At 41.1% G+C, this 24,648-nt stretch carries 25 protein-coding genes; 10 read left to right on the top strand and 15 right to left on the bottom strand.

Translation table 11 applies throughout. The annotated features are described in order from the left end of the window. Positions 1–515: 515 nt before the first annotated feature. The 10 genes from AADY36_RS08260 to AADY36_RS08215 form a co-directional block, all read right to left on the bottom strand. The gene (locus AADY36_RS08260) at positions 516–1,187 is read right to left on the bottom strand and encodes an RDD family protein (protein WP_055021355.1); all 672 of its coding nucleotides are present in this window, start codon (positions 1,185–1,187) and stop codon (positions 516–518) included. Between the two features lie 39 nt (positions 1,188–1,226). Further along, entirely contained in the window at positions 1,227–3,047 is a 1,821-nt protein-coding gene (locus AADY36_RS08255; RefSeq protein WP_342408830.1) for a protein kinase domain-containing protein, read from the bottom strand. A gap of 55 nt (positions 3,048–3,102) precedes the next feature. Then, on the bottom strand, positions 3,103–3,591 hold the full coding sequence (locus AADY36_RS08250) for a hypothetical protein (RefSeq protein ID WP_342408829.1): 489 nt from the start codon (positions 3,589–3,591) through the stop codon (positions 3,103–3,105). Positions 3,592–3,699: 108 nt separating this feature from the next. Continuing rightward, positions 3,700–4,461 (bottom strand): SDR family oxidoreductase, encoded by a 762-nt coding sequence (locus AADY36_RS08245; protein WP_055021357.1) that lies wholly within the window; start codon positions 4,459–4,461, stop codon positions 3,700–3,702. A gap of 9 nt (positions 4,462–4,470) precedes the next feature. Continuing rightward, on the bottom strand, positions 4,471–5,361 hold the full coding sequence (mmsB, locus tag AADY36_RS08240; protein ID WP_342408828.1) for a 3-hydroxyisobutyrate dehydrogenase: 891 nt from the start codon (positions 5,359–5,361) through the stop codon (positions 4,471–4,473). A 17-nt stretch (positions 5,362–5,378) separates the two neighbouring features. Beyond that, on the bottom strand, positions 5,379–6,521 hold the full coding sequence (locus AADY36_RS08235; RefSeq protein WP_342408827.1) for an enoyl-CoA hydratase/isomerase family protein: 1,143 nt from the start codon (positions 6,519–6,521) through the stop codon (positions 5,379–5,381). Continuing rightward, on the bottom strand, positions 6,521–7,300 hold the full coding sequence (locus tag AADY36_RS08230; RefSeq protein WP_055021359.1) for an enoyl-CoA hydratase: 780 nt from the start codon (positions 7,298–7,300) through the stop codon (positions 6,521–6,523). Before AADY36_RS08230 ends, AADY36_RS08235 begins: the two co-directional genes overlap by 1 nt. A 10-nt stretch (positions 7,301–7,310) precedes the next feature. Beyond that, positions 7,311–8,468 carry an acyl-CoA dehydrogenase family protein gene (locus AADY36_RS08225; RefSeq protein WP_239963621.1) on the bottom strand — a complete coding sequence of 386 codons (1,158 nt, stop codon included), beginning with the start codon at positions 8,466–8,468 and terminating at the stop codon, positions 7,311–7,313. A 110-nt stretch (positions 8,469–8,578) separates the two neighbouring features. Then, on the bottom strand, positions 8,579–10,069 hold the full coding sequence (locus AADY36_RS08220) for a CoA-acylating methylmalonate-semialdehyde dehydrogenase (RefSeq protein ID WP_055197193.1): 1,491 nt from the start codon (positions 10,067–10,069) through the stop codon (positions 8,579–8,581). Positions 10,070–10,160: 91 nt separating this feature from the next. After that, the gene (locus AADY36_RS08215) at positions 10,161–11,342 is read right to left on the bottom strand and encodes a thiolase family protein (protein WP_342408826.1); all 1,182 of its coding nucleotides are present in this window, start codon (positions 11,340–11,342) and stop codon (positions 10,161–10,163) included. A gap of 341 nt (positions 11,343–11,683) precedes the next feature. Here AADY36_RS08215 and AADY36_RS08210 point away from each other — a divergent pair, with 341 nt between their 5' ends. The 9 genes from AADY36_RS08210 to AADY36_RS08170 all read left to right on the top strand — a co-directional run bounded on the left by AADY36_RS08210 (position 11,684) and on the right by AADY36_RS08170 (position 21,259). After that, on the top strand, positions 11,684–12,118 hold the full coding sequence (locus AADY36_RS08210; protein WP_054553803.1) for a MerR family transcriptional regulator: 435 nt from the start codon (positions 11,684–11,686) through the stop codon (positions 12,116–12,118). A gap of 44 nt (positions 12,119–12,162) precedes the next feature. Continuing rightward, positions 12,163–13,338 carry an isovaleryl-CoA dehydrogenase gene (locus tag AADY36_RS08205; protein WP_054561519.1) on the top strand — a complete coding sequence of 392 codons (1,176 nt, stop codon included), beginning with the start codon at positions 12,163–12,165 and terminating at the stop codon, positions 13,336–13,338. Positions 13,339–13,347: 9 nt separating this feature from the next. Next, complete coding sequence (locus AADY36_RS08200) at positions 13,348–14,955, top strand: carboxyl transferase domain-containing protein (protein ID WP_054561520.1); 1,608 nt, start codon at positions 13,348–13,350, stop codon at positions 14,953–14,955. Positions 14,956–14,965: 10 nt separating this feature from the next. Continuing rightward, on the top strand, positions 14,966–15,736 hold the full coding sequence (locus AADY36_RS08195) for an enoyl-CoA hydratase/isomerase family protein (RefSeq protein WP_055021361.1): 771 nt from the start codon (positions 14,966–14,968) through the stop codon (positions 15,734–15,736). Between the two features lie 8 nt (positions 15,737–15,744). After that, entirely contained in the window at positions 15,745–17,709 is a 1,965-nt protein-coding gene (locus AADY36_RS08190) for an acetyl/propionyl/methylcrotonyl-CoA carboxylase subunit alpha (RefSeq protein ID WP_342408825.1), read from the top strand. Continuing rightward, positions 17,709–18,614 (top strand): hydroxymethylglutaryl-CoA lyase, encoded by a 906-nt coding sequence (locus tag AADY36_RS08185; protein ID WP_054561523.1) that lies wholly within the window; start codon positions 17,709–17,711, stop codon positions 18,612–18,614. Before AADY36_RS08190 ends, AADY36_RS08185 begins: the two co-directional genes overlap by 1 nt. Before the next feature lie 11 nt (positions 18,615–18,625). Further along, on the top strand, positions 18,626–19,324 hold the full coding sequence (locus tag AADY36_RS08180) for a CoA transferase subunit A (protein ID WP_342408824.1): 699 nt from the start codon (positions 18,626–18,628) through the stop codon (positions 19,322–19,324). 11 nt (positions 19,325–19,335) lie between these two features. After that, positions 19,336–19,992: a 3-oxoacid CoA-transferase subunit B gene (locus AADY36_RS08175; RefSeq protein WP_342408823.1), complete on the top strand. Its 657-nt coding sequence runs from the start codon at positions 19,336–19,338 to the stop codon at positions 19,990–19,992. Between the two features lie 388 nt (positions 19,993–20,380). Continuing rightward, entirely contained in the window at positions 20,381–21,259 is an 879-nt protein-coding gene (locus tag AADY36_RS08170; protein ID WP_054561525.1) for a LysR family transcriptional regulator, read from the top strand. Between the two features lie 45 nt (positions 21,260–21,304). On the opposite strand, the gene AADY36_RS08165 is transcribed toward AADY36_RS08170, so the two are convergent. Both AADY36_RS08165 and AADY36_RS08160 read right to left on the bottom strand, forming a co-directional pair. After that, the gene (locus AADY36_RS08165; protein ID WP_055197203.1) at positions 21,305–21,652 is read right to left on the bottom strand and encodes a hypothetical protein; all 348 of its coding nucleotides are present in this window, start codon (positions 21,650–21,652) and stop codon (positions 21,305–21,307) included. Between the two features lie 98 nt (positions 21,653–21,750). Next, positions 21,751–22,203: a hypothetical protein gene (locus tag AADY36_RS08160; protein WP_055197205.1), complete on the bottom strand. Its 453-nt coding sequence runs from the start codon at positions 22,201–22,203 to the stop codon at positions 21,751–21,753. Between the two features lie 337 nt (positions 22,204–22,540). Here AADY36_RS08160 and AADY36_RS08155 point away from each other — a divergent pair, with 337 nt between their 5' ends. Further along, positions 22,541–22,963 carry a hypothetical protein gene (locus AADY36_RS08155; protein WP_055197207.1) on the top strand — a complete coding sequence of 141 codons (423 nt, stop codon included), beginning with the start codon at positions 22,541–22,543 and terminating at the stop codon, positions 22,961–22,963. Positions 22,964–23,032: 69 nt separating this feature from the next. On the opposite strand, the gene AADY36_RS08150 is transcribed toward AADY36_RS08155, so the two are convergent. From AADY36_RS08150 to AADY36_RS08140, 3 genes are all read right to left on the bottom strand, one after another. Beyond that, on the bottom strand, positions 23,033–23,503 hold the full coding sequence (locus AADY36_RS08150) for a hypothetical protein (protein WP_342408822.1): 471 nt from the start codon (positions 23,501–23,503) through the stop codon (positions 23,033–23,035). Between the two features lie 66 nt (positions 23,504–23,569). Then, on the bottom strand, positions 23,570–23,950 hold the full coding sequence (locus tag AADY36_RS08145; protein ID WP_342408821.1) for a hypothetical protein: 381 nt from the start codon (positions 23,948–23,950) through the stop codon (positions 23,570–23,572). Positions 23,951–24,023: 73 nt separating this feature from the next. Continuing rightward, positions 24,024–24,548, bottom strand: a complete 525-nt coding sequence (locus tag AADY36_RS08140; protein ID WP_342408820.1) for a hypothetical protein — start codon at positions 24,546–24,548, stop codon at positions 24,024–24,026. Positions 24,549–24,648: the final 100 nt, after the last annotated feature.

The raw sequence follows: 24,648 nt of genomic DNA, 5'->3' as shown, positions 1-24,648 counted from the left end.
TTAAATCATATTGCAGTTCTTGATCATTCCGGGTAAAGGTCGCTGTAGCTTTAAATTTAAAGTTTGACGTATCTTTTCTGTTAATTGCCAAAGCTTGCTCTATTTCATCCCATCTTTTAGATATACCACCATGCCCAGGATGACTATCGGCTTTTAATTCACCTGACTGATATTTTTTATTTCATTTAACAAAAATTTGCCATTGCTCAATCTCTAATTGAAGTTCAGATTCCGATATTAAATAAAGAGAAAACTCATCAGTAAAACCACTGTCATCATTGAAGTCTGAAACAAACCTGTAATGTCTCCCCTCAATAGATGTGATACCCCCTCTTGGCCCATCATAATATAAATTCTCGACAAGGACTTTAGACATTAGCATTCACTGAAAGCCTTTAGATAAATTGAAAGGATGAATAAACAATACCTATTATTAGCCACTACAAAAAGAACTAACGACTACATCATTAGGTAATTAAGGTGTTTTTTTACGGTTGTCATTGTAGATCTCCTTATTACAATCTAACAACAACCGTTCTACCGATGAAGTCATGTATTGCACGACGCTTTTCATTAAACAGCATGGTTATAAATTCTGACAATGCCCAAACTGTAGCTAATGAATTCAGACCCATAATTAAATAAGTTAAAACCGCAGGTACGCTACCAAGTTGTTGTAACGATATTGAAATAGAAAAAACTAATAGTATCCAAGACGAGTTAATAGCAATATTAACAGATTCTCTGCGAACCGATTGCTTAAGCGTAATGCTCGTTTCGGTTTCATGATTGAGGACTTTAACATCCATGACCATCTTGCCAAGTGTTTGACCATAAAACCCATGCATGAAAACAACATAGCCAATGTACTGAAAGCCATTAACAGCTTGTAAAATCGAGTTTTCGTAAGAATATTCAACGTCAAAGAGTAAGCATTCGATATAAAGTAATGCTGTAAAAATTAAGCCATCAATAATAGCAGCCCAAAAACGAGGCCAAAAAGTAGCATACCTTTTACTCGTTTCTAGCTCTTCAAACTCTGCTTTTATTTCTGGGTCTTTTAATTTATTTGCAATCTCTAATTCTAACTCTTGCGCTCTTTGTGGGAAGCTTTCTTTATCAATATACTTTTGAGCATCTAATAGCTCATCTAATGAATAATTTTTATAATTTGGGCTGTAGTCCATGTTTATTATTCTCCTTAACTGCTTGAATCAGGTTAGCTTTTAGCATTCCACTCTTTTGGGATCTCGCGGATAAAACTCATCGGGCTGTTTAGTACATAAATTAAATTCACGGGTATTTTTGTAAGGTAGCTTCATAAAGCCTGCCACACCGACATCTGTGATATTAACTGCGTACTGCATAAGCTTACTTAATAAGCGTTTAAATTCAGGCTCTTTACTGGCATCAAGCAAACGATAGTAATGATGTATTTTCATCCTATCAGGTAAGGCTTCGAAAATGATACAGCCCGTGTGGTGTATTTGGTTTAGCTCAAATACGCACTTTATAACCTTTTTCGGGAGCTGTAATTGCTCATCAGGGTCTTTACCATCTTCAAAGTAAGAGTGTGGCCTGGTTACGTCTGAGGCTTGTACATCCATTACTTCGTAATCAAGCTCAGGTAAATGTTCAAATTTAAACGCACCTGTGCCATCACGCTCGAGCTGAATGGTTTTACGCGCATCAAACAAGCAACATTTAAAGAGACCTTTTTGTTCAATTCCTTGCGCTAACATCACCGTGTTGTTAATCGCATCGGTAAACGCAGTGCCAAGCGTTTCATCATGCAGAATAAGGGAAGACTCGACAAACAGTGAGTTTTCTTTCCAATGAAAACTCAAGCCCCCTACTACTGGGTATTTTGCTAATCGGCTTATTGAGGCCAAAAATGCTTTTTCGGTGTCGCCGGTATCAAATAAAAACTCTTTGTAGTATCTGTCGAGCTGGGCATCGTTTACATCTAGTAATTGTTGATTATGGTCCGCTTGTCTTAAAAATTGCTTACGAGAGCTATATACCACCGTGTCTGGGTGTTCATCAAACTCACTAAACCAATAAGGAATATACGGGCGAATGACTTTACGGGGCAGCTCAGGGAGGTAAGCTTTAGCCATTGTAGGCATGTTTCGCATAAAATAATCACCTGCGCCATCTCTGGTTGCCTTATCTTTTGAAAGCATACCGTCAATAACCCGGGCAAGCTCCATAGGTAAATTCAGGCTTGTAGCCGGAATAACCGCAGCACCAAATCTACAAGATTGTGCAGAGGCCAATGCATAAAGGGTTGAGGCAACACCTTGTTCATCAAAACGTGGCGATGACTGCCCGCCTGACATTTGCTCATCACCAATAAAGTACACATCACCCATACGTGCATTAGTGGTACTGATATCAGCAGACATAAGATCCATAAAATTGCTGGCAACCGGATTACCATCAGCATCTATTTGTGCATAAACAGAGCTGCCCCAGTCTACCAAAGACAACTTGTTAGTTTGTTCATCATAAACGATGTTAGAGGGTTTAATATCGCCATGCACAATTGGCTGTGGGCTTAAGCCATTTTTGTGTTCACGTAAATCTAAAAGCACATTACGTAGCCTAAGTGCCAGCGCCATAACTTTTGCTGCACTAAAACGCCCCTGTTTAATGGAGATTTTTTCTAAGTCTTCACCTAGAGCGCGCTCCATCATTAAAATGCCTTGCTTTTTAATGCGTTCAAAGGCATAAAATTTTGGCACGAGCGGATTATTAACTTGCGAGAGCATGTACGCTTCGTCTTCTAAACGGTCACGTACACTTTGTGCAAGGGTTATACGTGAAAACTTAAATACCCAAGGTAAGTCTTCATCATCAACACCGGCAAAAACAAATCCAAACGCACCAGAGCCAATTAATTCAACGTCACTGTAACCAAGCAAAGTAAGCTGTTTAATACAAATATTAAGCCATTGGCGGTGCTTTTTAGCATCATGGTGAGACAGTAAATAAACAGACTGTTCTTCATTGATATAAAAATTGCGGATTTGTTTGGGATTCACTACATCTCTCAAAGTTAAGCGGCTTTTAACCGCTTAATTATTGAATGCTAGGCAGTTAATTACAAGGCTTTTGCTCTTCGATGATCCAGCCATGATTTTTAAAAACTATTTCGGAAAAAATTAAAATGGCACCAGCAAGTAAAATTAGCTCGTTCATTGATATTGCTTCTGCCATGAATACCCATCCCAAAACAAAAAAAGCTAAGAGATCGAGATACCTGAAATACCAAGCGACTTTTCGTGTTTTACCGTATGTGAGTCTGTAGCGCTGAACTAATTCACCTTCACACTCTAATGAAATAACGGCTGAGAACTTAAAAAAGGGTTTAACCCTTACACACAACTGACAGGCTTTACCATCAATACTAAACTCATGAACAGATTTAGTTTTAAAGTTACGTGATTCTGCTATTAATTCACCGTCTACTTTCAGTACTTCTTTTCCTGAATAAGCCGAACCCCAGTATTCAATTAAATGTTCACCTAGTTTGAAGTTAGCTTTGATTCCCTTGCTCATTGATACTGTAATGCCATCAGTGTTCATAACAAATCTCCTTATCATTATGAATTTAAAATACTTTAAAAATAAAAAAACGGCAAGCTAGGCTTACCGTTTTGGTACTTTCAATGGGTAAAGGGTTACCTTTTGAAATTAAAGGCGAATACCGCCATCAATTTCAACAACACGACCTGTAAAGAAGTCATTCTCTACAATGTATTGTGCTGTTTGGGCAATTTCTTCTGCTTCACCAAAACGACCCACTGGCGTTACCGCCATCATGCGTTGTTTTGCTTCTGGTTTCATTGCATCTGTCATTGCTGTGCGAATAACACCTGGTGCGATTGCACCAACACGGATACCAAAGCGACCTAATTCTTTCGCCCAACCCGTTGTCATCGCAACAACACCAGCTTTAGACGCAGCATAGTTTGTTTGGCCAATGTTACCAGCACGGGCAACACTCGACATATTAACAATAACGCCACCTTTGCTAGACTCAATCATGTGGCTCGCAGCTTCACGACCTGCTAAGAATACACCGGTCAGGTTCACATCAATAACAGATTGAAATTGAGCTAACGACATTTTATCTACCACTTTGCCTTCTTTTGCTTTGATAAACATACCATCGCGTAAGATACCTGCGTTATTAATTAACACGCCGATATGGCCAAAGTCTTTGTTAATAGTGTTGAACGTTGCTACCACAGCATCTTCATCTGTAACATTAGCAGCATACGCCATAACTTTTGTACCATATTTAGCAAGCGCTGATACTGCAGTATCAAGAACGTCTTGTTGCATATCGATAAGGGCGATGTTCGCGCCAAGGGATGCAAATTTCTCGGCCATCGCAAAGCCTAAACCTTGCGCACCACCGGTAATTACGATGTTGTTGTTTTTAATTTCCACAACAATCTCCTACTTCGAGAATAATTTAAAAATAGCGCTAAAATCATCACTACCCGCACCTTGATGCTGAAGCATAGTGTATAGATTCTTCGCCATTGACCCCATTGGGGTAGATGAATTACTTTGCTGAGCCGCTTCCATAGCAAGACCTAAGTCTTTTGCCATCAAATCAACCATAAAGCCAGGTTTATAATCATTACTTGCTGGTGCTGTTTCCATTACACCAGGGCATGGGTTGTAAAGCTCAAGCGTCCAGTTACGGCCAGAGCTTGCAGTCATGATGTCACTTAACACTTTTGGATCAAGCCCGTTGTTAATGCCCATTTGTAGTGCTTCGCTAGTACCAGCCATTAAAATGCTTAGCAGCATGTTGTTACATATTTTTGCGACTTGGCCTGCACCAATATCACCAGCATGGAAGATGTTTTTACCCATATCCACTAAAGCCAGTTTGGCTTTTTCAAAGTGGCTTTGCTCACCACCGACGATAAAGGTTAAAGTACCCGCTGTTGCACCTGCAACACCACCTGATACCGGAGCATCAACAAAATCAATGCCTTTTTGAGCAAGTTCGCTACCCACTTGACGCGCTGATTCTGCATCAATGGTTGAGCAGTCAATCACTAAAGTTTTGCTATCAAGTAAGTTGATAAGGCCTGTTTCGCCTAAATAAAGAGACTTAACGTGTTTGCTTGCTGGCAGCATACTGATAAAAATATCAGCGCCAATGGCACACTCAGATGCATCGGTAGCAGCAATTGCACCTTTATCGGCAAGCTCACTGACCGCTGCTTTATTTAAGTCAAACACACGAACTGTATGACCTGCATTGACAAGGTTTGCCGCCATTGGGCCACCCATGTTGCCTAAACCAATAAATCCTATTGTTAATTTAGCCATTTGTTTACCCCTTCGACTTAAGATGACGTTAATGAGTTTAGTGGGTGAGATTGCTCATCCCAGCGTGCTGTAAAGAAGCTATCTACAACTGCTTCGTCGATATCGCTAAGCGATTTAAACTGCCAGTTAGGTACACCGTCTTTGTCGATTAGTAGCGCACGAACGCCCTCTTGGAACTCGCCTACTTCGCCACAGCGTACTGACATACCTAGCTCCATTTTAAAGCACTGTGCTAACGTCATCTCTTTTGAATTAACTAATTGACGTTCAACCAGCGCACAACTAAGCGGACAACCATGTGCTAATGATTTTTGCGCACGATTAAGCCATTTGTCTTCAGTTTGTAAAGCTTGAATGTAGTCAATTTTGCCCTGCAGTGAGTCAAATTCAGCCAGCTTTTGAATAACCGCTAAGTTATCTTTTACATTACCTTTAGGAACACGGCCTGAAATATTATCAATCGAGATTAGAATGTTAGTCAGCTTTTCGTGATTTAATGAGGCTGTTTTGCCCCATTTTTCAGCGGTGATAGCCGTTAAAATAGCGTCATATTTATCTGCTGTTGCATAGTGATCAGCAAGATTAACAAACAAGGCATCTTCAGCATTGATAGACGCAGCAGTTAACCCTAAGAATAGACCCACTTGCTCAGGCATTTTATGTAAGAAGTAACTGCCGCCCACATCAGGGTATAAACCAATGGTTAGTTCAGGCATTGCAATACGCGATGTTTCTGTTACCACTCGGTGACTTGCCCCGGCCATTAAGCCAAGGCCGCCACCCATAACAATGCCATTACCCCAAAGTAATATTGGCTTTTCATAGCAGTGAATTAGGTAGTCTAATTTGTACTCAAGGGTAAAAAAGTCTTCAATATAGTTAGCAGGCTCACCTGTGCTCATTGCTTTATGCAGGCTTACTACATCGCCACCGGCACAAAATGCTTTTTCGCCAGCCCCTTTTAGCACGACCATGGCAACGGCGTCATCGTCAGCCCATTTTCTAAGCTGAGGCTCAAGCAGTTGGATCATGTCGTAATTTAAGGCATTTAACGATTTCGGCGCATTGAGTGTCGCAATTGCAATGAGGCCACTCTCGGCCTCTGCAGTTTCAAACACCACAGGCGCATCTTGATGATTTAGTAGTGTTACATTAGTCATTAGCCATTTACCCAATTTGCTTTACGCTTTTCTAAGAACGCATTCACGCCTTCTTTTTGGTCTTGCGTATCAAACAACTGAACAAATAGCTCACGCTCTAATGGCAACGCATGAGCCATAGGTTGTGTGCGACCTTTTTGAATAAGCTCTTTACATGCAGTCACAGCAACCGGGCTTTGCTCGCCAACTTGGTTAGCAAGTTTCATTGCTGCAGCTAAACTTTCGCCAGCACCAACCACTTCTTCTACAAGGCCAATTTCGCGTGCTTTTTCAGCTTTTAGGCGCTCGCCACATAAGATCATGCGTTTTGCCCAACCTTCACCAACAAGCCATGCAAGGTTTTGCGTACCGCCAGCACAAGGCAACAAGCCAACTTTCGCTTCAGGAAGTGCCATTTGAGCTTGCTCTTCAGCAATACGAATATCACAAGCAAGGGCTACTTCAAGACCACCGCCCATGGCATAACCATTAATTGCAGCAATTGATACACCACGGAAATTTGTTAGTGCCTCAAATGCATCACCAAACACTTTTGACATAGTGGCAGCAACGCCTTTGTCACCGCTGGCAAATACGTTCAGATCGGCACCAGCACTAAAGAACTTTTCACCTTGGCCTGTAATCACTAATGCATAGACATTTTTGTTAGCATTTAACTCAGTTACAGTGTCTTTAAGCGCGGTTAGTGTATCTTGTGTCCAGGTATTCGCTGGCGGGTTATTCATGGTTAAAACCGCTACGTTACCTTCAATATTTAAATCAATCGATGGATTAGACATAGTATGCTCCTTATAGAATGTCGCCAGCTGACTCAGCTAAGATACGACGTGCGATAATCACACGCATGATTTCGTTTGTGCCTTCAAGAATTTGATGCACACGTACGTCTCTGAAATGACGCTCTAATGGGTATTCTTTGATGTAACCATAACCACCATGAATTTGTAGTGCGTCGTCACATACTTTAAAACCAACATCTGTAGCAAAACGTTTTGCCATCGCGCAGTAAGTGGTTTTTTCGCTGTCACCGGTATCTAGTTTAAATGCGGCTAAGCGCACCATTTGACGAGCTGCAACAAGCTCGGTGTTCATGTCGGCAATTTTAAATTGCAGTGCTTGGAAAGCAGCTAATGGCTTACCAAATTGCTCACGTTCTTTTAAGTATTCGCGCGCAGTATTAAGAGCTGCTTGTGCTGTACCTAATGAACAGGTAGCAATATTAATTCGGCCACCATCTAGGCCTTGCATTGCAAACTTAAAGCCTTCGCCTTCTTGGCCTAGTAAGTTAGACGCAGGAATTCTGACACCTTCAAAGCTAATTAAACGTGTTGGCTGTGCATTCCAGCCCATTTTTTCTTCAGCTTTACCATATTCAATACCTGCTGCGTCAGCAGGCACAACAAATGCCGAAATACCGGCTGCGCCTTCACCACCAGTGCGCGCCATAACTACAAGTAAATCAGTTTCACCAGCACCCGAGATAAACATTTTAGAGCCTGAGATCACATACTCATCGCCCTCTTTTACCGCTTTAGTTTTTAGTGATGCTGCATCAGAGCCAGAGCCAGGCTCTGTTAAGCAGTAAGAAGCAAGTAACTCACCCATGACTAATTGCTCACAGTACTGAGCTTTAACATCTTCAGTACCAAAGCTTGCAATCATCCAGGTTGCCATATTATGAATTGTCAACATAGCGGTGGTTGCTGTACAACCCATTGCAAGCTGTTCAAAGATAATGCTTGAATCTAAGCGAGATAAACCTAAGCCGCCCGCTTCTTCTGGGGTATATAAACCACAAAAGCCAAGCTCACCGGCTGCTTTAATGGTGTCTTTAGGGAAAATGTGTTCTTGGTCCCACTTAGCAGCATGTGGAGCAAGTTCAGACTCTGCAAACTGACGGGCTGTTTCAGCAAACGCTTGCTGATCTTCGGTTAAATTAAAGTCCATAGTAGACCTCTATTTTGTTGTCTTATTCTTGTGTGAATAACGATTGTTGTCGTTTAAATGTGTGTTCTTTGAGCGAGCATGTGCTCGCTCAGCAGTAAATTAATTACGGCTTATTTTAGGTTGATACTCATGTTCGGACCTGAGGCGATATCATCCTCGAACCAACGTGAAGTAATTGTTTTCGTTTCTGTGTAAAAACGAATACCTTGCTTACCATAGGTGTGTTGGTCACCGTAGAATGAGCCTTTCCAACCTGTGAATGAGAAAAACGGTAGTGGCACAGGAATTGGCACATTGATACCAACTTGACCTACTTCGATTTCATGTTGGAATTTACGTGCAGCAGCACCGCTTGATGTGAATAACGAAGTACCGTTACCGTAAGGCGAGTTATTGATAAGCTCAATCGCCTCTTCAAGAGTATCTACAAACATACAAGCCAGTACAGGACCAAAGATCTCTTCTTTGTATAAATCCATCTCGGTGGTTACATCAGTAAATAGCGTTGGACCAACCCAGTTACCTTGCTCGTAACCTTCAACAGTAAAGTCAGAGCCATCAATTAAACACGTTGCACCTTGTTCTTTACCACTTGCGATAAGTGATAAAATACGATCTTTAGCTGCTTTTGATGTTTGTGGGCCGTAAGCCGCGTTAGCATCATCCCATACACCTGGGCGTACGTTTTCAAAGCCTGCTTTAATTTCATCAACCCAGTCTTTTGCTTGACCAACGAATACAGCAACCGAAATACCCATACAGCGCTGACCCGCAGCACCTACAGACGCACCTACAAGGTTGTTTACAACATGCGATTTACTTGCATCAGGCATAATAACCATGTGGTTTTTTGCACCTACACAAGCTTGCACGCGTTTAAGGTTTGCAGTGCCTTTTGAATAGATGTATTCACCTACACCACACGAACCAACAAATGAAATAGCACGTACTGCTGGGTCTTCTAATAAACGGTCAACTTGTGGTTTTGTACCATGAACAACTTGTAACACCCCTTTTGGTGCACCTGCTTCAACAAATAGTTCAGCTAAACGCATTGGTGTTAGTGGATCTTGCTCTGAAGGTTTCAAAATAAAGGTGTTACCACACACAATAGCCAGTGGGAACATCCATAATGGGATCATCGCAGGGAAGTTAAATGGCGTAATACCCGCACATACACCCAGTGGCTGCATGTAAGAATAAGTATCGATTTTACGCGCTACGTTTTCCATTGTTTCGCCCATCATTAATGATGGTGCATTGGCTGCTTGCTCAACAACTTCAATACCACGCCAAACATCACCTTTGGCGTCTTCAAATGTTTTACCCAGCTCATGACAAATGATCGTCGCAAGCTCATCATGGTTTTCTTTTAGTAGTGCTGCGTATTTCATCATAATGCGCGCACGTTCAGAAATTGGCACTTCTTTCCATGTTTTAAATGTTTCTTTTGCAGAGGCAATGGCTGCATCCATTTCAGCATCTGTTGCACACGGAACTTGAGCTAACACTTCTTGGTTTGCAGGATTGATAACATCAATCAGCTGCGATGAACTTGATTGGGTAAATTCGCCGTTGATAAATAAAGGTACTTGGTGCATGAGGCACTCCTCCCCAGTGGGTATAAAGAGGCCGCAACATGATAGTTTTTAAAATACGTTGCGGCTGTGAGAGATTAAAATTCTAAAGCGATTAAAGAGCTTCAACTGCCATAGCAACAGCTTCACCACCACCGATACACAATGAGGCAACACCTTTGCTAAGACCACGATTCTTTAATGCATGAATTAAGGTAACTAAGATACGCGCGCCGCTTGCACCGATTGGGTGACCAAGTGCACAGGCACCGCCGTTTACGTTTACTTTGCTTTCATCAAGTTTTAGCTCGTTAATTGCAAGCATAGTCACCATGGCAAACGCTTCGTTGATTTCCCATAAATCAACATCATTAACAGACCAACCGGCTTTTTCTAAAAGCGATTGCATCGCGCCAACTGGTGCTAAAGTAAATTCGCTTGGTGCTTGAGAGTGTGTGCTGTGAGCAACGATACGACAAAGTGGTGTTAAACCTTGTGCTTTTGCATCAGATTCACGCATTAACACAAGCGCTGCTGCACCATCAGAAATTGATGACGAGTTTGCAGCTGTAATAGTGCCGTCTTTTTTGAATGCAGGACGTAAACCTGGGATTTTATCAGGACGTGCATTGCCTGGTTGCTCATCAATCGCAACGGTCACATCACCTTTGCGTGTAGAAATAGTGTGCGCGGCAATCTCGTTTGCAAATGCACCTGTTTCAATCGCACTATTCGCTTTAGTCAGAGAGCTAAGTGCAAAGTTATCCATTTGTTCACGACCAATTGAATACTGATCGGCAGTGTCTTGTGCAAAACAACCCATTGCTTTGTTGTCGTAAGCATCTTCAAGGCCATCACACATCATGTGATCTTTTACTTCGCCATGACCCATACGCATACCTGAACGTGCATTTGGTAACATGTAAGGGGCATTACTCATGCTTTCCATGCCACCAGCAACCGCTGAGTTGATAGAGCCTGATTTAATTAAGTCATGGGCAAACATTGCAGCTTTTAAGCCAGAGCCACATACTTTATTGATTGTTGTAGCACCAGTACCTTGATTAAGACCCGCTTTTAACATTGCTTGGCGTGTAGGTGCTTGACCAAGACCTGCTGGTAATACACAGCCCATAATCACTTCATCAATCTTATCGGCAGATAAACCGGCTTGCTCTAAGCTACTTTTAATAGCTGTAGCACCTAAATCAGTTGCGTGTGCACCACTTAGTGCGCCCATAAAACCACCCATAGGGGTACGTTTTGCGGCAACAATAACAACGGCTTCAGTAGTCATAATTGGCTCCATGTAAGTGGTTATCATCATGTGTTCAAATCATGTGTAACCAAACAGTTAATTTGTTATAGTTTAATTTCGATTTAATTCAGCATACATAATATTTACGTTTACGCCAACGTAAATCTAAAATCAACATTTTTGCGGCCGGTAAAACTGTAAACTTATCTGTATTTTGTTGTATGAAAAATCGAACATCTGCTTACAAGGCTAGATAAATAAGGCTTTTCAACAAATCCAACCAGTTATCTTTATAAGTCTAAAGTATAACTCCCAAATCCCCCTTTACCTTTACGTAAACTTCACTTATATTGGTGTTATTCGAATGAGGTAAATAAATCATGAAACAAGACAATCAAACAAACTTTGAAAGCGCAGCAGTTGAACCTGCTAGCAATGAGCAAACGTTTAGTATCAGCGAACTAGCAAAAGAATTTGATATAACGACCCGCTCTATCCGCTTTTATGAAGACCAAGGCCTGATCTCACCTGATCGCAATGGTCAAACCCGTATTTATTCAAAACGCGACAAAGTAAGACTAAAACTTATTCTACGTGGTAAACGCTTAGGCTTTACCTTGGCTGAAACGGGCCGTTTGTTTGAACTTTACGATGCAGATAAATCGAGCGCTAAACAGCTAGTCACTATGCTTGACCTTATCGCAGAGAAAAAAGCGGACCTAAGCCAACAAATGGACGACATTAAAGTTGTACTAATGGAATTGGTGACCGCAGAACGTCGCTGTCGTGAAACCCTTAATAATTTAGACGAATAACCTGACAACAATCTCGTCAACAGACTCTCACAGGAACACACATTATGAGCACTATTTCACTTTATAAAGAAATGAACTTCGGACTTGGCGAAACAGCAGACATGATCCGCGATCATGTAAATAGCTTTGCTAGCCAAGAAATTGCCCCACTTGCAGAACAAACAGATGTAGACAATGCCTTCCCTAATCAACTTTGGCCACAGCTTGGCGAAATGGGCTTATTAGGTATGACAGTACCTGAAGAATTTGGCGGTGCTGGCCTTGGCTACCTTGAACATGTTATTGCAATGGAAGAAATTAGCCGTGCAAGTGCATCGATTGGTTTAAGTTATGGTGCTCATTCAAATTTATGTGTTAACCAAATTAACCGTAATGGGTCTCAGGCTCAAAAAGAAAAATACCTACCTAAGCTTATCAGCGGTGAGCACATTGGTGCCCTTGCGATGAGTGAGCCAAATGCTGGTTCTGATGTTGTATCAATGAAATTAAAAGCTGAGAAAAAAGGCGATGTATTTGTACTTAACGGTAACAAAATGTGGATCACTAATGGTCCAGATGCCGATACCTTTGTTATCTACGCAAAAACAGATTTAAATGCCGGCCCTAAGGGCATTACAGCGTTCATCGTAGAACGTAACACACCAGGATTCTCTACTGCACAAAAGCTAGACAAACTTGGTATGCGTGGCTCTAACACCTGTGAATTAGTGTTCGAGAACTGCGAAGTACCAGCAGAAAACATTCTAGGTAACTTAAACGAAGGCGTAAAAGTACTTATGAGTGGCCTTGATTATGAGCGTGTTGTTTTAGCTGCAGGCCCGCTTGGTATTATGCAAGCATGTATGGACATTGTGGTTCCTTATATTCATGAACGTAAACAATTTGATAGCCCAATTGGTCAGTTCCAACTTATTCAAGGCAAAATTGCTGACATGTACACGCAAATGAATGCAGCTCGTTCATACGTTTACACGGTAGCTCGTGCATGTGACCGCGGCGAAACAACGCGTAAAGATGCCGCTGGCGCTATTTTATATGCAGCAGAGCTTGCAACTAAGATGGCCCTAGATGCTATCCAAATCTTAGGTGGTAATGGTTATATCAACGAATATGCGACTGGTCGCTTATTACGTGATGCAAAACTATATGAAATTGGCGCAGGTACTTCAGAAATCCGCCGCATGCTAATTGGTCGCGAATTATTCACTGAAAGCCGATAGGACCTTGTTATGACGATTTTAAAATCGAGTGTAAATCCACACGATCCGCAATTTTTGCAAAATCACGACAACATGGCAGCGCTCGTAAGTGATTTACGTGAAAAAGTCGCTGATATCCGTTTAGGTGGTGGCCCTGCCCTGATTGAGCGCCACCAAGGCCGTGGTAAGTTATTTGTTCGTGACCGTATTGAAACGCTGCTTGATGAAGGCTCGCCATTTTTAGAGATTTCTCAATTTGCTGCCTTTGGTGTGTACGAACAAGCTATTCCTTGTGCCGGTGTTGTGGCTGGTATTGGTCGTGTGAAAGGCGTTGAATGTATGATCATCGCCAATGATGCAACCGTAAAAGGCGGTACATACTTTCCACTAACAGTGAAAAAACATCTACGTGCCCAAGATATCGCAGAACGTTGTCATTTACCGTGTATTTATTTAGTTGATTCAGGCGGTGCAAACCTGCCTGAACAAGATGATGTATTTCCTGATAAATTACACTTTGGCCGTATTTTCTATAATCAGGCTCGTATGTCTGGTAAAGGCATTCCACAAATTGCAGTCGTAATGGGTTTATGTACCGCAGGTGGTGCTTATGTACCAGCGATGGCTGATGAAAGTATTATCGTAAAAGAGCAAGGTACAATTTTCTTAGCAGGCCCGCCACTGGTTAAAGCAGCTACGGGTGAAGAAGTGAGTGCTGAAGAGCTCGGTGGTGCCGATGTTCACTGTAAAACATCCGGTGTTGCTGACCACTATGCTGAAAACGATGCCCATGCACTTTCTATCGCGCGCCAATGTATTGAACGAATAAACTATCAGCGCCCTACTGCACCATTACTTGATGATGTTAAACCACCGCGTTACGACATTAACGAAATTTACGGCATTGTGGGTACTGACCTTAAAAAGCCATTTGATGTACGCGAAGTAATTGCCCGTGTTGTTGATGATTCATCGTTTGATGAATTTAAACGCTACTTTGGCGAAACACTAGTAACCGGCTTTGCAAAAATATTTGGTCACCCTGTCGGTATTGTTGCCAACAACGGCATTTTATTTAGTGAATCAGCGCAAAAAGGCGCGCACTTTATACAACTATGTGCACAACGCAAAATTCCTTTAGTGTTTTTACAAAACATTACTGGCTTTATGGTTGGTAAAAAATACGAAGCCGAAGGCATCGCCAAACATGGTGCGAAAATGGTAACCGCTGTGTCATGTGCTGATGTGCCAAAATTCACCGTGTTAATTGGTGGCTCGTATGGTGCAGGTAACTACGGTATGTGTGGCCGCGCGTTTGAACCTACCATGATGTGGATGTGGCCAAATGCCCGTATATCTGTAATGGGTGGTGAACAAGCAGCAGGCGTTCTTGCACAAGTTAAACAAGATGGTTTAGCCCGTAAAGGCGAAAGCATGACTGATGAGCAGGTCAGTGAGTTTAAAAAGCCAATTATCGAGCAATACGAAAAACAAGGTCATCCATATTACGCCAGTGCCCGCCTTTGGGATGATGGCATTATCGATCCTGCTGATACTCGCAATGTATTAGGGCTTGCCTTAAGTGCAGCTAAAAATGCACCAGAGCGCGATTCTCAGTTCGGCGTATTTAGAATGTAATGGAGGCCTTATGTCAGTAACACTCGAAATAACAAAATCAAATGTGGCTGTACTGGTACTAAGTCGCCCAGAAAAACACAATGCATTTAACGAAGAAGTCATCAGTGAGCTGATCCGTTTAATTGAACACGCAAATAGCTGTGATGTGCGCGCACTGGTTTTAAGAACCGAAGGTAAGCACTTCTCTGCTGGCGCTGATTTAAACTGGATGAAGTCGATGGCTGGCAATGACTTTGCAGAAAACTTAGCGGACTCTATGCAGCTAGCAAAGCTTATGAAAGTTCTTGCTACAAGCCCACATCCAACAATTTGTGCCGTACAAGGTGCTGCATTTGGCGGTGCGTTAGGCTTGATTGCGTGTTGTGATATCGCAATTTGCCAAGACGATGCACAGTTTTGCTTAAGTGAAGTAAAGCTGGGCCTTATTCCTGCGGTTATCAGCCCTTATGTCATTAAAGCTATCGGTGAGCGCGCTGCACGTCGTTATTTTTTAACGGCAGAGATTTTTGACGCGCATACAGCTAAGCAACTGGGTTTAATTCACCAGATCACCGGCGATTTACAAACAGCGCTCGATAAACACTTACAAAACCTTGTTAACAATGGCCCTATTGCTGTTAAAGCAGCAAAGCAGCTAATCAATGATGTCGCTGGCAACGTAATAGATGATGCACTGATTGAGTTAACCGCAGAGCGTATTGCACGCATTCGTGTATCTGAAGAAGGCCAAGAAGGCCTGACTGCATTTTTTGAAAAACGTGCCCCTAACTGGCAGAAATAGGAACCATTATGACAACAAAATCATTGAAAAAAATTCTCGTTGCCAACCGTGGTGAAATTGCCTGCCGAGTTATGCGTACAGCAAAACAAATGGGCTTAACAACGGTTGCAGTGTACTCAGATGCCGATAAACATGCTCAACACGTAAAGCTTGCTGATGAGGCGTATCATATTGGCCCTGCGCCAAGTAAAGACTCATACTTAGTGGCAGACAAAATCATCGATGTTGCAAAACAAGCTGGTGTTGATTGTATTCACCCTGGCTATGGTTTTTTATCTGAGAACTGTGACTTTGCCCTCGCGTGTGAGAAAAATGATATCGCCTTTATAGGCCCGCCAGCATCAAGCATTGAAGCCATGGGCTCAAAAACCCGCGCTAAAGAAATTATGCATCAAGCAAATGTACCTTTAGTGCCTGGTTACTATGGTGATAACCAAGATACTGAGTTCTTACAAGCCGAAGCTGAAAAAATTGGTTACCCGGTACTGATTAAAGCGGCTTTTGGTGGCGGTGGTAAAGGTATGCGAGTTGTAGAACACGCAAAAGATTTTATCAGTGCACTTGAAGGCGCAAAACGTGAAGCAAAAGCCGGTTTTGGTAACGATTTAGTACTGTTAGAGCGCTATGTCACCAAACCTCGCCATGTTGAAGTACAAGTTTTTGCCGATAGCCATGGTAACTGTGTGTACTTAGGCGACCGTGACTGCTCTTTACAGCGTCGTCACCAAAAAGTAATTGAAGAAGCCCCTGCACCGGGTCTATCTGATGCGCTTCGCAAAGAAATGGGTGAAGCAGCAGTACGTTGTGCCCAAGCGATTAACTATCGCGGTGCAGGTACGGTTGAGTTTTTATTATGCGGTGATGAATTCTTCTTCATGGAAATGAACACCCGTTTACAAGTAGAGCACCCTGTAACAGAAATGGTAACCGGTGTTGATTTGGTGAATTGGCAAATCAATATTGCGGCAGGTGAAGTTTTACCACTTAGCCAAGCAGATATTCAGCTACAAGGTCACAGCTTTGAAGCGCGTATTTATGCTGAAGATCCAAGTAATGACTTTATTCCGTGTTCTGGTCACATTGATGCCCTATTTACACCGAACGAATCTGAATTTGTTCGAATAGATACAGGGATTGCAGCGGGTGATGAAATCAGCCCGTTTTACGACCCTATGATTGCTAAGTTAATTGTGCATGACGATAACCGTGAGGCAGCGCTTGGGCGTTTGTCAAAAGCACTAGAGCAATTCCACCTAGCAGGTTTTAGCTGCAACGTTAATTTCTTACATAATCTTGCTAACCACCCTACTTTTCAAGCTGGTGCACCCGATACGCACTTTATTGAAGACCAAGGTGAGCGCCTTGTTGCTAAAAACGAGCAACAGTCTGTTATTGCAAGCGTTGTGGCAGCCTATGCGTATGCACACCAACTAAAAGGTGAAAGCAGCAGCCCATGGCAACAATTAACAGGCTTTATGCTAAACAGTGACGCTAAAACAACAATTCCGTTTGTGGATTTAAACGTTCATGCGGTTAAGACCTCAGATGGCTTTAAAATCAGCCTAAATGAAGTTGACTATACAACCTCGGGCAAGGTTGAAAATGGCCTTGCAAACCTAGTCGTTAATGGCGAAAAAGTTGTAGCTCATATTAATCAAACAGACTCTCACATCACAGTGATGTACAAAGCACAGCAAAAGGTGCTAGAGCTGATTGATAAACACTATATTAGTGAACACGAAAGTGATGCATTGCCACTCGCTGCACCACTCAATGGTACTGTTGTTAAACATTTAGTTGAGGTAGGTACTACTGTCGCTAAAGGTGACGCTGTTGTCATCATTGAAGCGATGAAAATGGAATACACCCTTAATGCCCCGCATGATGGTGTATTAACGAGCTATTGCTTTGCTGAAGGTGAACTGGTGAGTCATGGTGATATGCTCGCGATTGTTGAAGAGCCGGAGGCGTAATGGCACAGTTTCCTGATTTTGTTCGCATTGTAGAAGTTGGCGCCAGAGACGGTTTGCAAAATGAAGCCGCCGTTAGCACGCAAGATAAAGTCGCTCTTATCAACGCCCTTGCAGATGCTGGGCTTAAAGATATTGAAGCAGGCGCCTTTGTGTCACCTAAATGGGTGCCACAAATGGCTGACTCAAGCGATGTAATTAGCGCGTTAAATTTGCCTAATGTTAACTTAAGTGCCCTCACCCCGAATTTACGGGGTGCAGAGGCGGCAAAACAAGTCGGCATACAAGAATTTGCAATCTTTACAGCAGCAAGTGAAGCGTTTTGTCAAAAGAACATTAACTGCTCTATTGATGAAAGTATTGACCGCTTTAAAGATGTAATGGATTTTGCCAAAGCGAATAACATTCGTGTTAGAGGTTATGTTAGCTGCGTTATGGGTTGTCCATATCAAGGTGATGTCGACTACAATGATGTATTAAAAGTATCAGAGCGATTATTAGAGCTTGGTTGTTACGAAATTAGCCTTGGCGACACCATTGGTGTAGGTACGGCGAAAAAAGTCGATGAGTTATTAGATTTACTCTTGCAACATATTGATAAATCAAAACTCGCTGTACATTTTCACGACACTTACGGACAAGCGCTCACAAATATTTATACCGCCCTAACACGCGGTATAGCAACGGTTGATAGTGCTGTTGCAGGCCTTGGTGGCTGCCCTTATGCCAAAGGTGCGTCAGGAAATGTTGCCACTGAAGATGTAGTTTACTTACTACAAGGGCTTGGCATAGAGCATGGAATTGATTTAGAAAGACTGGCGAAAGCTGGTTGGGCTATTTGCAGTGCACTAAATAAACAACCTGTCAGCAAGGTATCACTTGCTCTAAAGAACACTCAGAATAATTAAGGAGTAGGCTCATGGCCGGTTTCGATAAAGTGGTTTCAAGTTATGAAGCTGCAATGGAAGGTTTAAAAGATGGCGATACTATTATCGCTGGTGGCTTTGGCTTGTGTGGTATTCCTGAAGGACTTATCAGTGAAATTAAGCGTAAACAGACTAAAAATCTAACCGTTGTTTCGAACAACTGCGGTGTTGATGATTTTGGTTTAGGGGTTTTACTTCATGATAAGCAAATTAAAAAAATCATCGCTTCTTATGTGGGTGAAAATGCGCTATTCGAAAAACAACTACTCGATGGCGAAATTGATGTTGTTTTAACACCACAAGGGACACTCGCTGAGAAGATGCGCGCTGGTGGTGCGGGTATTCCTGCGTTTTATACAGCTACAGGTTACGGTACTCCTGTTGCCGAAGGTAAAGAAGTCAAAGAATTTGATGGTCGCCCATATATCTTAGAAGAGTCAATTACAGGTGAGTTTGCTATTGTTAAAGCATGGAAAGCTGACCGCTACGGTAATCTTGTATTTCGCCACACAGCAATGAACTTCAACCCGATGGCCGCGACAGCAGGTAAAATTACTGTTGCTGAAGTTGAAGAAATTGTTGAGCCAGGTGAACTTGAACCATGCCAAATTCATACCCCAGGTATTTATGTTAATCGCGTGATCAAAGGCGACTTTGAAAAACGCATTGAACGTGTAACAACTCGCGATTAAGGAGTAATAAAATGGCATTATCACGTGAACAAGTTGCAATGCGTGTTGCACAAGAACTACAAGATGGCTATTACGTAAACCTAGGTATTGGTATCCCTACTCTGGTTGCTAACTATGTACCTGACGGTATCGAAGTTATGTTGCAGTCTGAAAATGGCTTATTAGGTATGGGTGCGTACCCAACCAAAGACCAAGTTGATGCAGATATGATCAACGCGGGTAAAGAAACCGTGACAGCAGCCACAGGTGCAGCAATATTTAATAGTGCAGATAGTTTTGCCATGATACGGGGTGGTCATGTAGACTTAACAGTATTAGGTGCATTTGAAGTTGACCAGAACGGTAACATCGCATCGTGGATGATCCCAAAAAAGCTAATTAAAGGCATGGGTGGCGCGATGGACCTCGTTGCTGGCGCGAAGAATATTATTGTTACGATGACTCATGCAAGCAAGCATGGCGACTCTAAGTTATTAGAAAGTTGCACTTTACCGCTAACTGGGGTTAACTGTGTAAAGAAAATCGTAACTGATTTAGCCGTACTACAAGTTAAAGACGGCGCATTTCATCTAATCGAACGCGCTCCAGGCGTGTCGGTAGATGAAATTATTAGTAAAACGGCAGGCAAATTGCTTGTTGAAGGTGATGTTCCAGAGATGGCTTTTTAAGCCACTCACATCCCATGTACCGACCTCATTCCCAGTGCCAATGGCGCTGAGTTACCCAAAATCCCTCGCAAGAGGGATTTTTTTTATCTAAAGTCAGCCTTTCGCCGCACCATTTTGTCACATAAATAGTATAAAATGCCCTGCTTTAGTGAATTGGCAGTATCTAATACTGAGACTATGACGAAATAGCTAAAACTGCTAAGATCACTTTTATACTAAACATTTGCCTAAACATAGATTAAACGAGCGATTCACGATTGTTTTTTATACAATATGGCAAGAGTTAGCTATATTCATTCTTTACTCTCTATTTTTTTACATTTTGGGATAATAATTGCTTAGCAGTTAATTAACTAACAAGCGCTATTGAGACTTACTGAAATTAACTATGCAAACACCTATTCGTGGCCTACGCTCATTTTGTTTTGCTGCACGCACCCTTAGCTTTAAAGATGCTGCAAACCAACTTTACCTTACACCGTCTGCCGTAAGCCATCAGATCAAACAATTAGAAGAACAATTGGGTATTGAACTATTTGAACGTCAAACCCGCTCTATCCGCCTAACTGCTGCGGGGAAGAATTTTTATGACTCTGTATCACCGCTGATCAAAGCGCTAGAAAAAACCATCAATGAATTTAGTCAGTTACAAGAAAACGTAACGATCAGTATTACGCTACCTGAGTTTTTTGCCAGTGAGCTTTTAATGCCAAAACTGAGCGAATGGACCAGTGAGCACCCAAATACAAACTTACAGCTTAATACCTTAAAAACGCGTAAAGAGCTGACTAAGCAAAGCGATTTGTCGATTGTATTATCTTCGTCTAAACCGCACGAAGGCGTTGTACATGAGCTATTTTCGCTATCGTATACACCAGCTTGCAATAAAGAAAACTGGCAAGCATGGCAAGAAAACCCGTTTCAGGCATTAAATGAAGTACCTCTTATACTTCATAAAGCGCGTCCTTGGGCTTGGCACCAATGGGCAGAGCATGCTGGTATTGAAGACTTTGCACCAAAGCAAATTATTCAAGTTGATAGTATGTTTGGTGTGGCACGTGCCGCGCAACAGGGTATGGGTATTGCCCTAATCCCCTTACCTATCAGTCAGACTTGGTTTGATGAGCAGTGGTTATTTAATTTCACCGATATGCCATTAAAAACGAAAGATAAATATTACTTAGTGCAACACGATCCTAGCGAAACTAATGCACAATTAGAGCTATTTATAAAATGGATGATTGATACTTTTAAACATCTAAAATAATAGATAAAAGACCCTCAATTTTGTTGAGGGTCTTTTATTGCTAATTTAACTTTTCGACTTGGTTACTAAAATACTCACTTTGTTTTCACCAATTTCGAAAGACGCCTGTTTACCATACTCCACAATAAAAGAAGGAGTAAAATAGCTGCCAGCGAGTGTGATTGATGTTTCTACAGCTGCCGTATTATTTTGTTGTGGTATCACTGTAACTTCATAGCTAAACCCCTCACCTATAGAGATGCTCGCAGGTTGTTTTTCTTCCACCAGCATTACTGGCGATGCTAGAAGCTCATTCGCTCTATAAACAGCAGTTTCAACTTGAAAACTATCAGCTGCGAAACAGTTCGATGATGCTAGTAATACCCCAGCTACTAAACCTAACTGTTTGTTCATATTTATTTCCTTATCTCATTTATAAGGTTTATCTGTAATTAATATCAGTTAGTAAGTTTATTTGATACACGGAAATTTCTGAATGTTAACTATCTCTATCAAAGCTCTCGATAATACACATCAATGGTATGTGATATAGCTTCATAGCTATTATTTTCGTGTTTAAAACACGCTTTTCTTAGTTCCTTCTCTTCGTAGTTTTTACCTGCTACTACGACTTGATCTAAAGTTTGAGAACTTGCACAGAATTGCTGTTTTGAAATTGTTTCTATTATAACTGATTCAGCTTTTGAGCGCGGTAATGAACTAGGGTTAGGATTTTGCTTCATGCCTTCAAGTAACTGAGCTTTAGTAACAGGTACAGTATCTGACCCTATGCCTGGAATATGCAATGTTTGTCTAATCGTATAGTTTTTACTTAATAATGGCGTAAACAAAGATACATCATTGCTCAAATAAGCCTGCTCAAAATTAAGATAAACAGCGACTTTATCTTCAGCTGCATTGGCAATAACAGATCCTAAAAGTAACAACGCAAATATCAGTTTCATGGTTATACGCTTATTCTAAATAAATTAAGTCATCAACTATACATACCATCATAAAGTACCGATTTTATTTTTAATTAACAACAATTTGTTTGTTTTGCGTACTCTGCCTCCTTATTTTTCTTTATCGTAAACATTAGCTATTTAAACCCCGTGTCTACTTTATCGGGGTCAGATCACAGACCTGACAGCTATAAGACTAACTCACTACATTAGACTAAAGTCTATAGGTTAAATTTCTTCATCTATTAGGTCATTTTTTATCGTTTGTTGAATTTGCTCTGCTCAATTAAAGTTCATTTGTCGGCGATTGATACCGATTCAAATAGAGGAAAAGATTATGTTTAGTACACTTATGAAACGCGTTGCACTTAGCTCTTTATTAACTTGTTCAGCTATGGCAGTGGCTGATCAGAGTGACTACAAATTGATGGTAATTGACCAATCTATCACTGCTGATGTTGCAGAGAACCGTCAATACGAACAAGCATTTAATGACTGTGCTTTGAGTGTTAAAGAGAAAAAATTCTCTGAAGCTGAAACATTATGCTCAAAAGCAATCAGCTTACTAAGTACGAGTAAAGTACCTAGCTATAAACGTCGCGAACTAACGTCATTTACGTTAAGTAACCGTGGTGTTGCACGCATCATGTCTGAAAATGACACTGCTGCATTGTCAGACTTTTACGAAGCAGTACAAATTTCAGGGAACGAGTTAGTTGAGCACAACTTAACTCGTGCGAAAAAGAACTTAGCTTTATAAGTTCTCACAGAATTGTGTTGTCTCAAAACCCAGCTTAGGCTGGGTTTTGTCGTTTAGGTGTTTAGTTTTTTAGCCTTCCGCTTTTATTAATAAATCAAGCTCTTTTAGTAATAAGCTCTCTACTGTCTGTTTATCCATTTTAGCCAATTGCTCTAAGCTGTAATTTTTGCCAATTTCTTTGGCTAAAATAAATCCTAGGTAATAACCTCTTCGGTATGGCAGCTTTGTCTCGTCCTTTGCAAAGTTGAAAAATGAAGAATATATTTCAGGTTTTTTTGAATAAAACTTTTTCTTGAGGTCAACGAGAGAATCGAGCTGTCTTGAGCGAATCTTTTTCACCAGATTGCTAGGTATGTTTAGCATCAATTCATCATCACTGGCTGACGGAGTTAATTTATATGAAACGTAAGTAGCTAACCCCTCAGTCCAAATAGAGCACCATAGCTCATCCTTACATTGAAATAATTTTTCATGATAAACATGAAATAACTCGTGATGAAAAAATGGCGTATCGTTTTTCCAAGTATGATACTTGGCCATAAGATCTACGCCGAACATTAAGTAAGACTTACCATTTAACTCTCGCGTTGCCCCATTGAACCTTCCTTACGAGTGAAGTATGTAAATGGGGGTTTCAGATTTGAAATCAGGGAAAGTAGCAATAAATGATTCCATACTGCTGTTTAAATCTTTAGATAAACGCCTATTTTTTGATAAATATACATCTTCTATTTCACTGAAACCCTCAATAGCTTTAACAAAGCTTTTATCACTATAAAAAGGCGCAAATTGAGAGGTGAAATGTTGAGAAAACTGCTCTGCTCTATTTTCTGCAGTCAACGTCTTGCTTGACTGATATAAAGTATAAAAATCATCAGCGAGATTAATTACTTCGACGTCAGCTGACTGGGCGTTAGCAAACGCCTTAAATGAAAGCACTCCAGATATGAATGTTGGCAGTAAAAGAGCTTTAGATAATTTTTGCATAATATATTTAGTAATATTTGTAAGGTTTAAGTCAGATACGTTGATGTTTCAGTAATTCAGTCTACATAGTTGGCTACACAGATAGTGCTTGTTTATAGCTTAAATCAAAATGTTTGAGTAACTGATTTAAGTAGTTCAGGTTTATCTGATTAGGTTTAAAACTTTGTCCCTTTTCAATATTCGCTATGTGTTGTTTTAGTTTTGCTTTGTCTTTATTCCAAAAGGCGATATTTCCTAACACAAAGTCATTCCAATACATTTTTGAACTACTTATCTTCTCATCGGGATCCAATACTTTTTTAGCGTAAAAGACAGCTTGTTGATAATCACCCGCTAGCCCTTCCATTTGAGCTAAATGCCAAGTTAATGAGCTTTCTTTTGAATTATTGTGAGAAATAAAACGTTTTATTAGAATTGCGGCTTCAGCATGGCAACCTAATTTTTCTAATAACCTAAACCCAGCATCGTATGTCTGATCAAATTGTTGGTATGTGAGGTTTAAATCGTCTTTTAACCTTTCTTCAAGTGCTACTTTACAGTCTGCAAAAGCAAGGTTTGATAAAAATAATAATCCGACCGATAACAGTCCTTTTTTCATAATTCTGTCCTTAAAAATATAAACTCAAAATAGAATGTTAATATTTGTTGCAAGCATACCAAGAAGTAAAAATAAGATTAAAATCTTAACTCATTGTTTC

This window comes from Pseudoalteromonas sp. D15MCD-2, from assembly GCF_038562745.1.
GTDB lineage: Bacteria > Pseudomonadota > Gammaproteobacteria > Enterobacterales > Alteromonadaceae > Pseudoalteromonas.
Note: the sequence above shows the minus strand (reverse complement) of the source record. Positions and strands in the feature narration are given on the sequence as shown.

Bases quoted from the DNA above. Each gene is read 5' to 3' on its own strand.
- AADY36_RS08225 (WP_239963621.1), bottom strand. From the start codon at position 8,468: ATGGACTTTAATTTAACCGAAGATCAGCAAGCGTTTGCTGAAACAGCC.
- AADY36_RS08180 (WP_342408824.1), top strand. From the start codon at position 18,626: ATGGCCGGTTTCGATAAAGTGGTTTCAAGTTATGAAGCTGCAATGGAA.
- AADY36_RS08195 (WP_055021361.1), top strand. From the start codon at position 14,966: ATGTCAGTAACACTCGAAATAACAAAATCAAATGTGGCTGTACTGGTA.
- AADY36_RS08140 (WP_342408820.1), bottom strand. From the start codon at position 24,548: ATGAAAAAAGGACTGTTATCGGTCGGATTATTATTTTTATCAAACCTT.
- AADY36_RS08235 (WP_342408827.1), bottom strand. From the start codon at position 6,521: ATGACTAATGTAACACTACTAAATCATCAAGATGCGCCTGTGGTGTTT.
- AADY36_RS08220 (WP_055197193.1), bottom strand. From the start codon at position 10,069: ATGCACCAAGTACCTTTATTTATCAACGGCGAATTTACCCAATCAAGT.
- AADY36_RS08205 (WP_054561519.1), top strand. From the start codon at position 12,163: ATGAGCACTATTTCACTTTATAAAGAAATGAACTTCGGACTTGGCGAA.
- AADY36_RS08175 (WP_342408823.1), top strand. From the start codon at position 19,336: ATGGCATTATCACGTGAACAAGTTGCAATGCGTGTTGCACAAGAACTA.
- AADY36_RS08145 (WP_342408821.1), bottom strand. From the start codon at position 23,950: ATGCAAAAATTATCTAAAGCTCTTTTACTGCCAACATTCATATCTGGA.
- AADY36_RS08250 (WP_342408829.1), bottom strand. From the start codon at position 3,591: ATGAACACTGATGGCATTACAGTATCAATGAGCAAGGGAATCAAAGCT.
- AADY36_RS08185 (WP_054561523.1), top strand. From the start codon at position 17,709: ATGGCACAGTTTCCTGATTTTGTTCGCATTGTAGAAGTTGGCGCCAGA.
- AADY36_RS08170 (WP_054561525.1), top strand. From the start codon at position 20,381: ATGCAAACACCTATTCGTGGCCTACGCTCATTTTGTTTTGCTGCACGC.
- AADY36_RS08190 (WP_342408825.1), top strand. From the start codon at position 15,745: ATGACAACAAAATCATTGAAAAAAATTCTCGTTGCCAACCGTGGTGAA.
- AADY36_RS08210 (WP_054553803.1), top strand. From the start codon at position 11,684: ATGAAACAAGACAATCAAACAAACTTTGAAAGCGCAGCAGTTGAACCT.
- AADY36_RS08215 (WP_342408826.1), bottom strand. From the start codon at position 11,342: ATGACTACTGAAGCCGTTGTTATTGTTGCCGCAAAACGTACCCCTATG.
- AADY36_RS08200 (WP_054561520.1), top strand. From the start codon at position 13,348: ATGACGATTTTAAAATCGAGTGTAAATCCACACGATCCGCAATTTTTG.
- AADY36_RS08165 (WP_055197203.1), bottom strand. From the start codon at position 21,652: ATGAACAAACAGTTAGGTTTAGTAGCTGGGGTATTACTAGCATCATCG.
- AADY36_RS08230 (WP_055021359.1), bottom strand. From the start codon at position 7,300: ATGTCTAATCCATCGATTGATTTAAATATTGAAGGTAACGTAGCGGTT.
- AADY36_RS08155 (WP_055197207.1), top strand. From the start codon at position 22,541: ATGTTTAGTACACTTATGAAACGCGTTGCACTTAGCTCTTTATTAACT.
- AADY36_RS08260 (WP_055021355.1), bottom strand. From the start codon at position 1,187: ATGGACTACAGCCCAAATTATAAAAATTATTCATTAGATGAGCTATTA.
- mmsB (WP_342408828.1), bottom strand. From the start codon at position 5,361: ATGGCTAAATTAACAATAGGATTTATTGGTTTAGGCAACATGGGTGGC.
- AADY36_RS08160 (WP_055197205.1), bottom strand. From the start codon at position 22,203: ATGAAACTGATATTTGCGTTGTTACTTTTAGGATCTGTTATTGCCAAT.
- AADY36_RS08150 (WP_342408822.1), bottom strand. From the start codon at position 23,503: ATGGCCAAGTATCATACTTGGAAAAACGATACGCCATTTTTTCATCAC.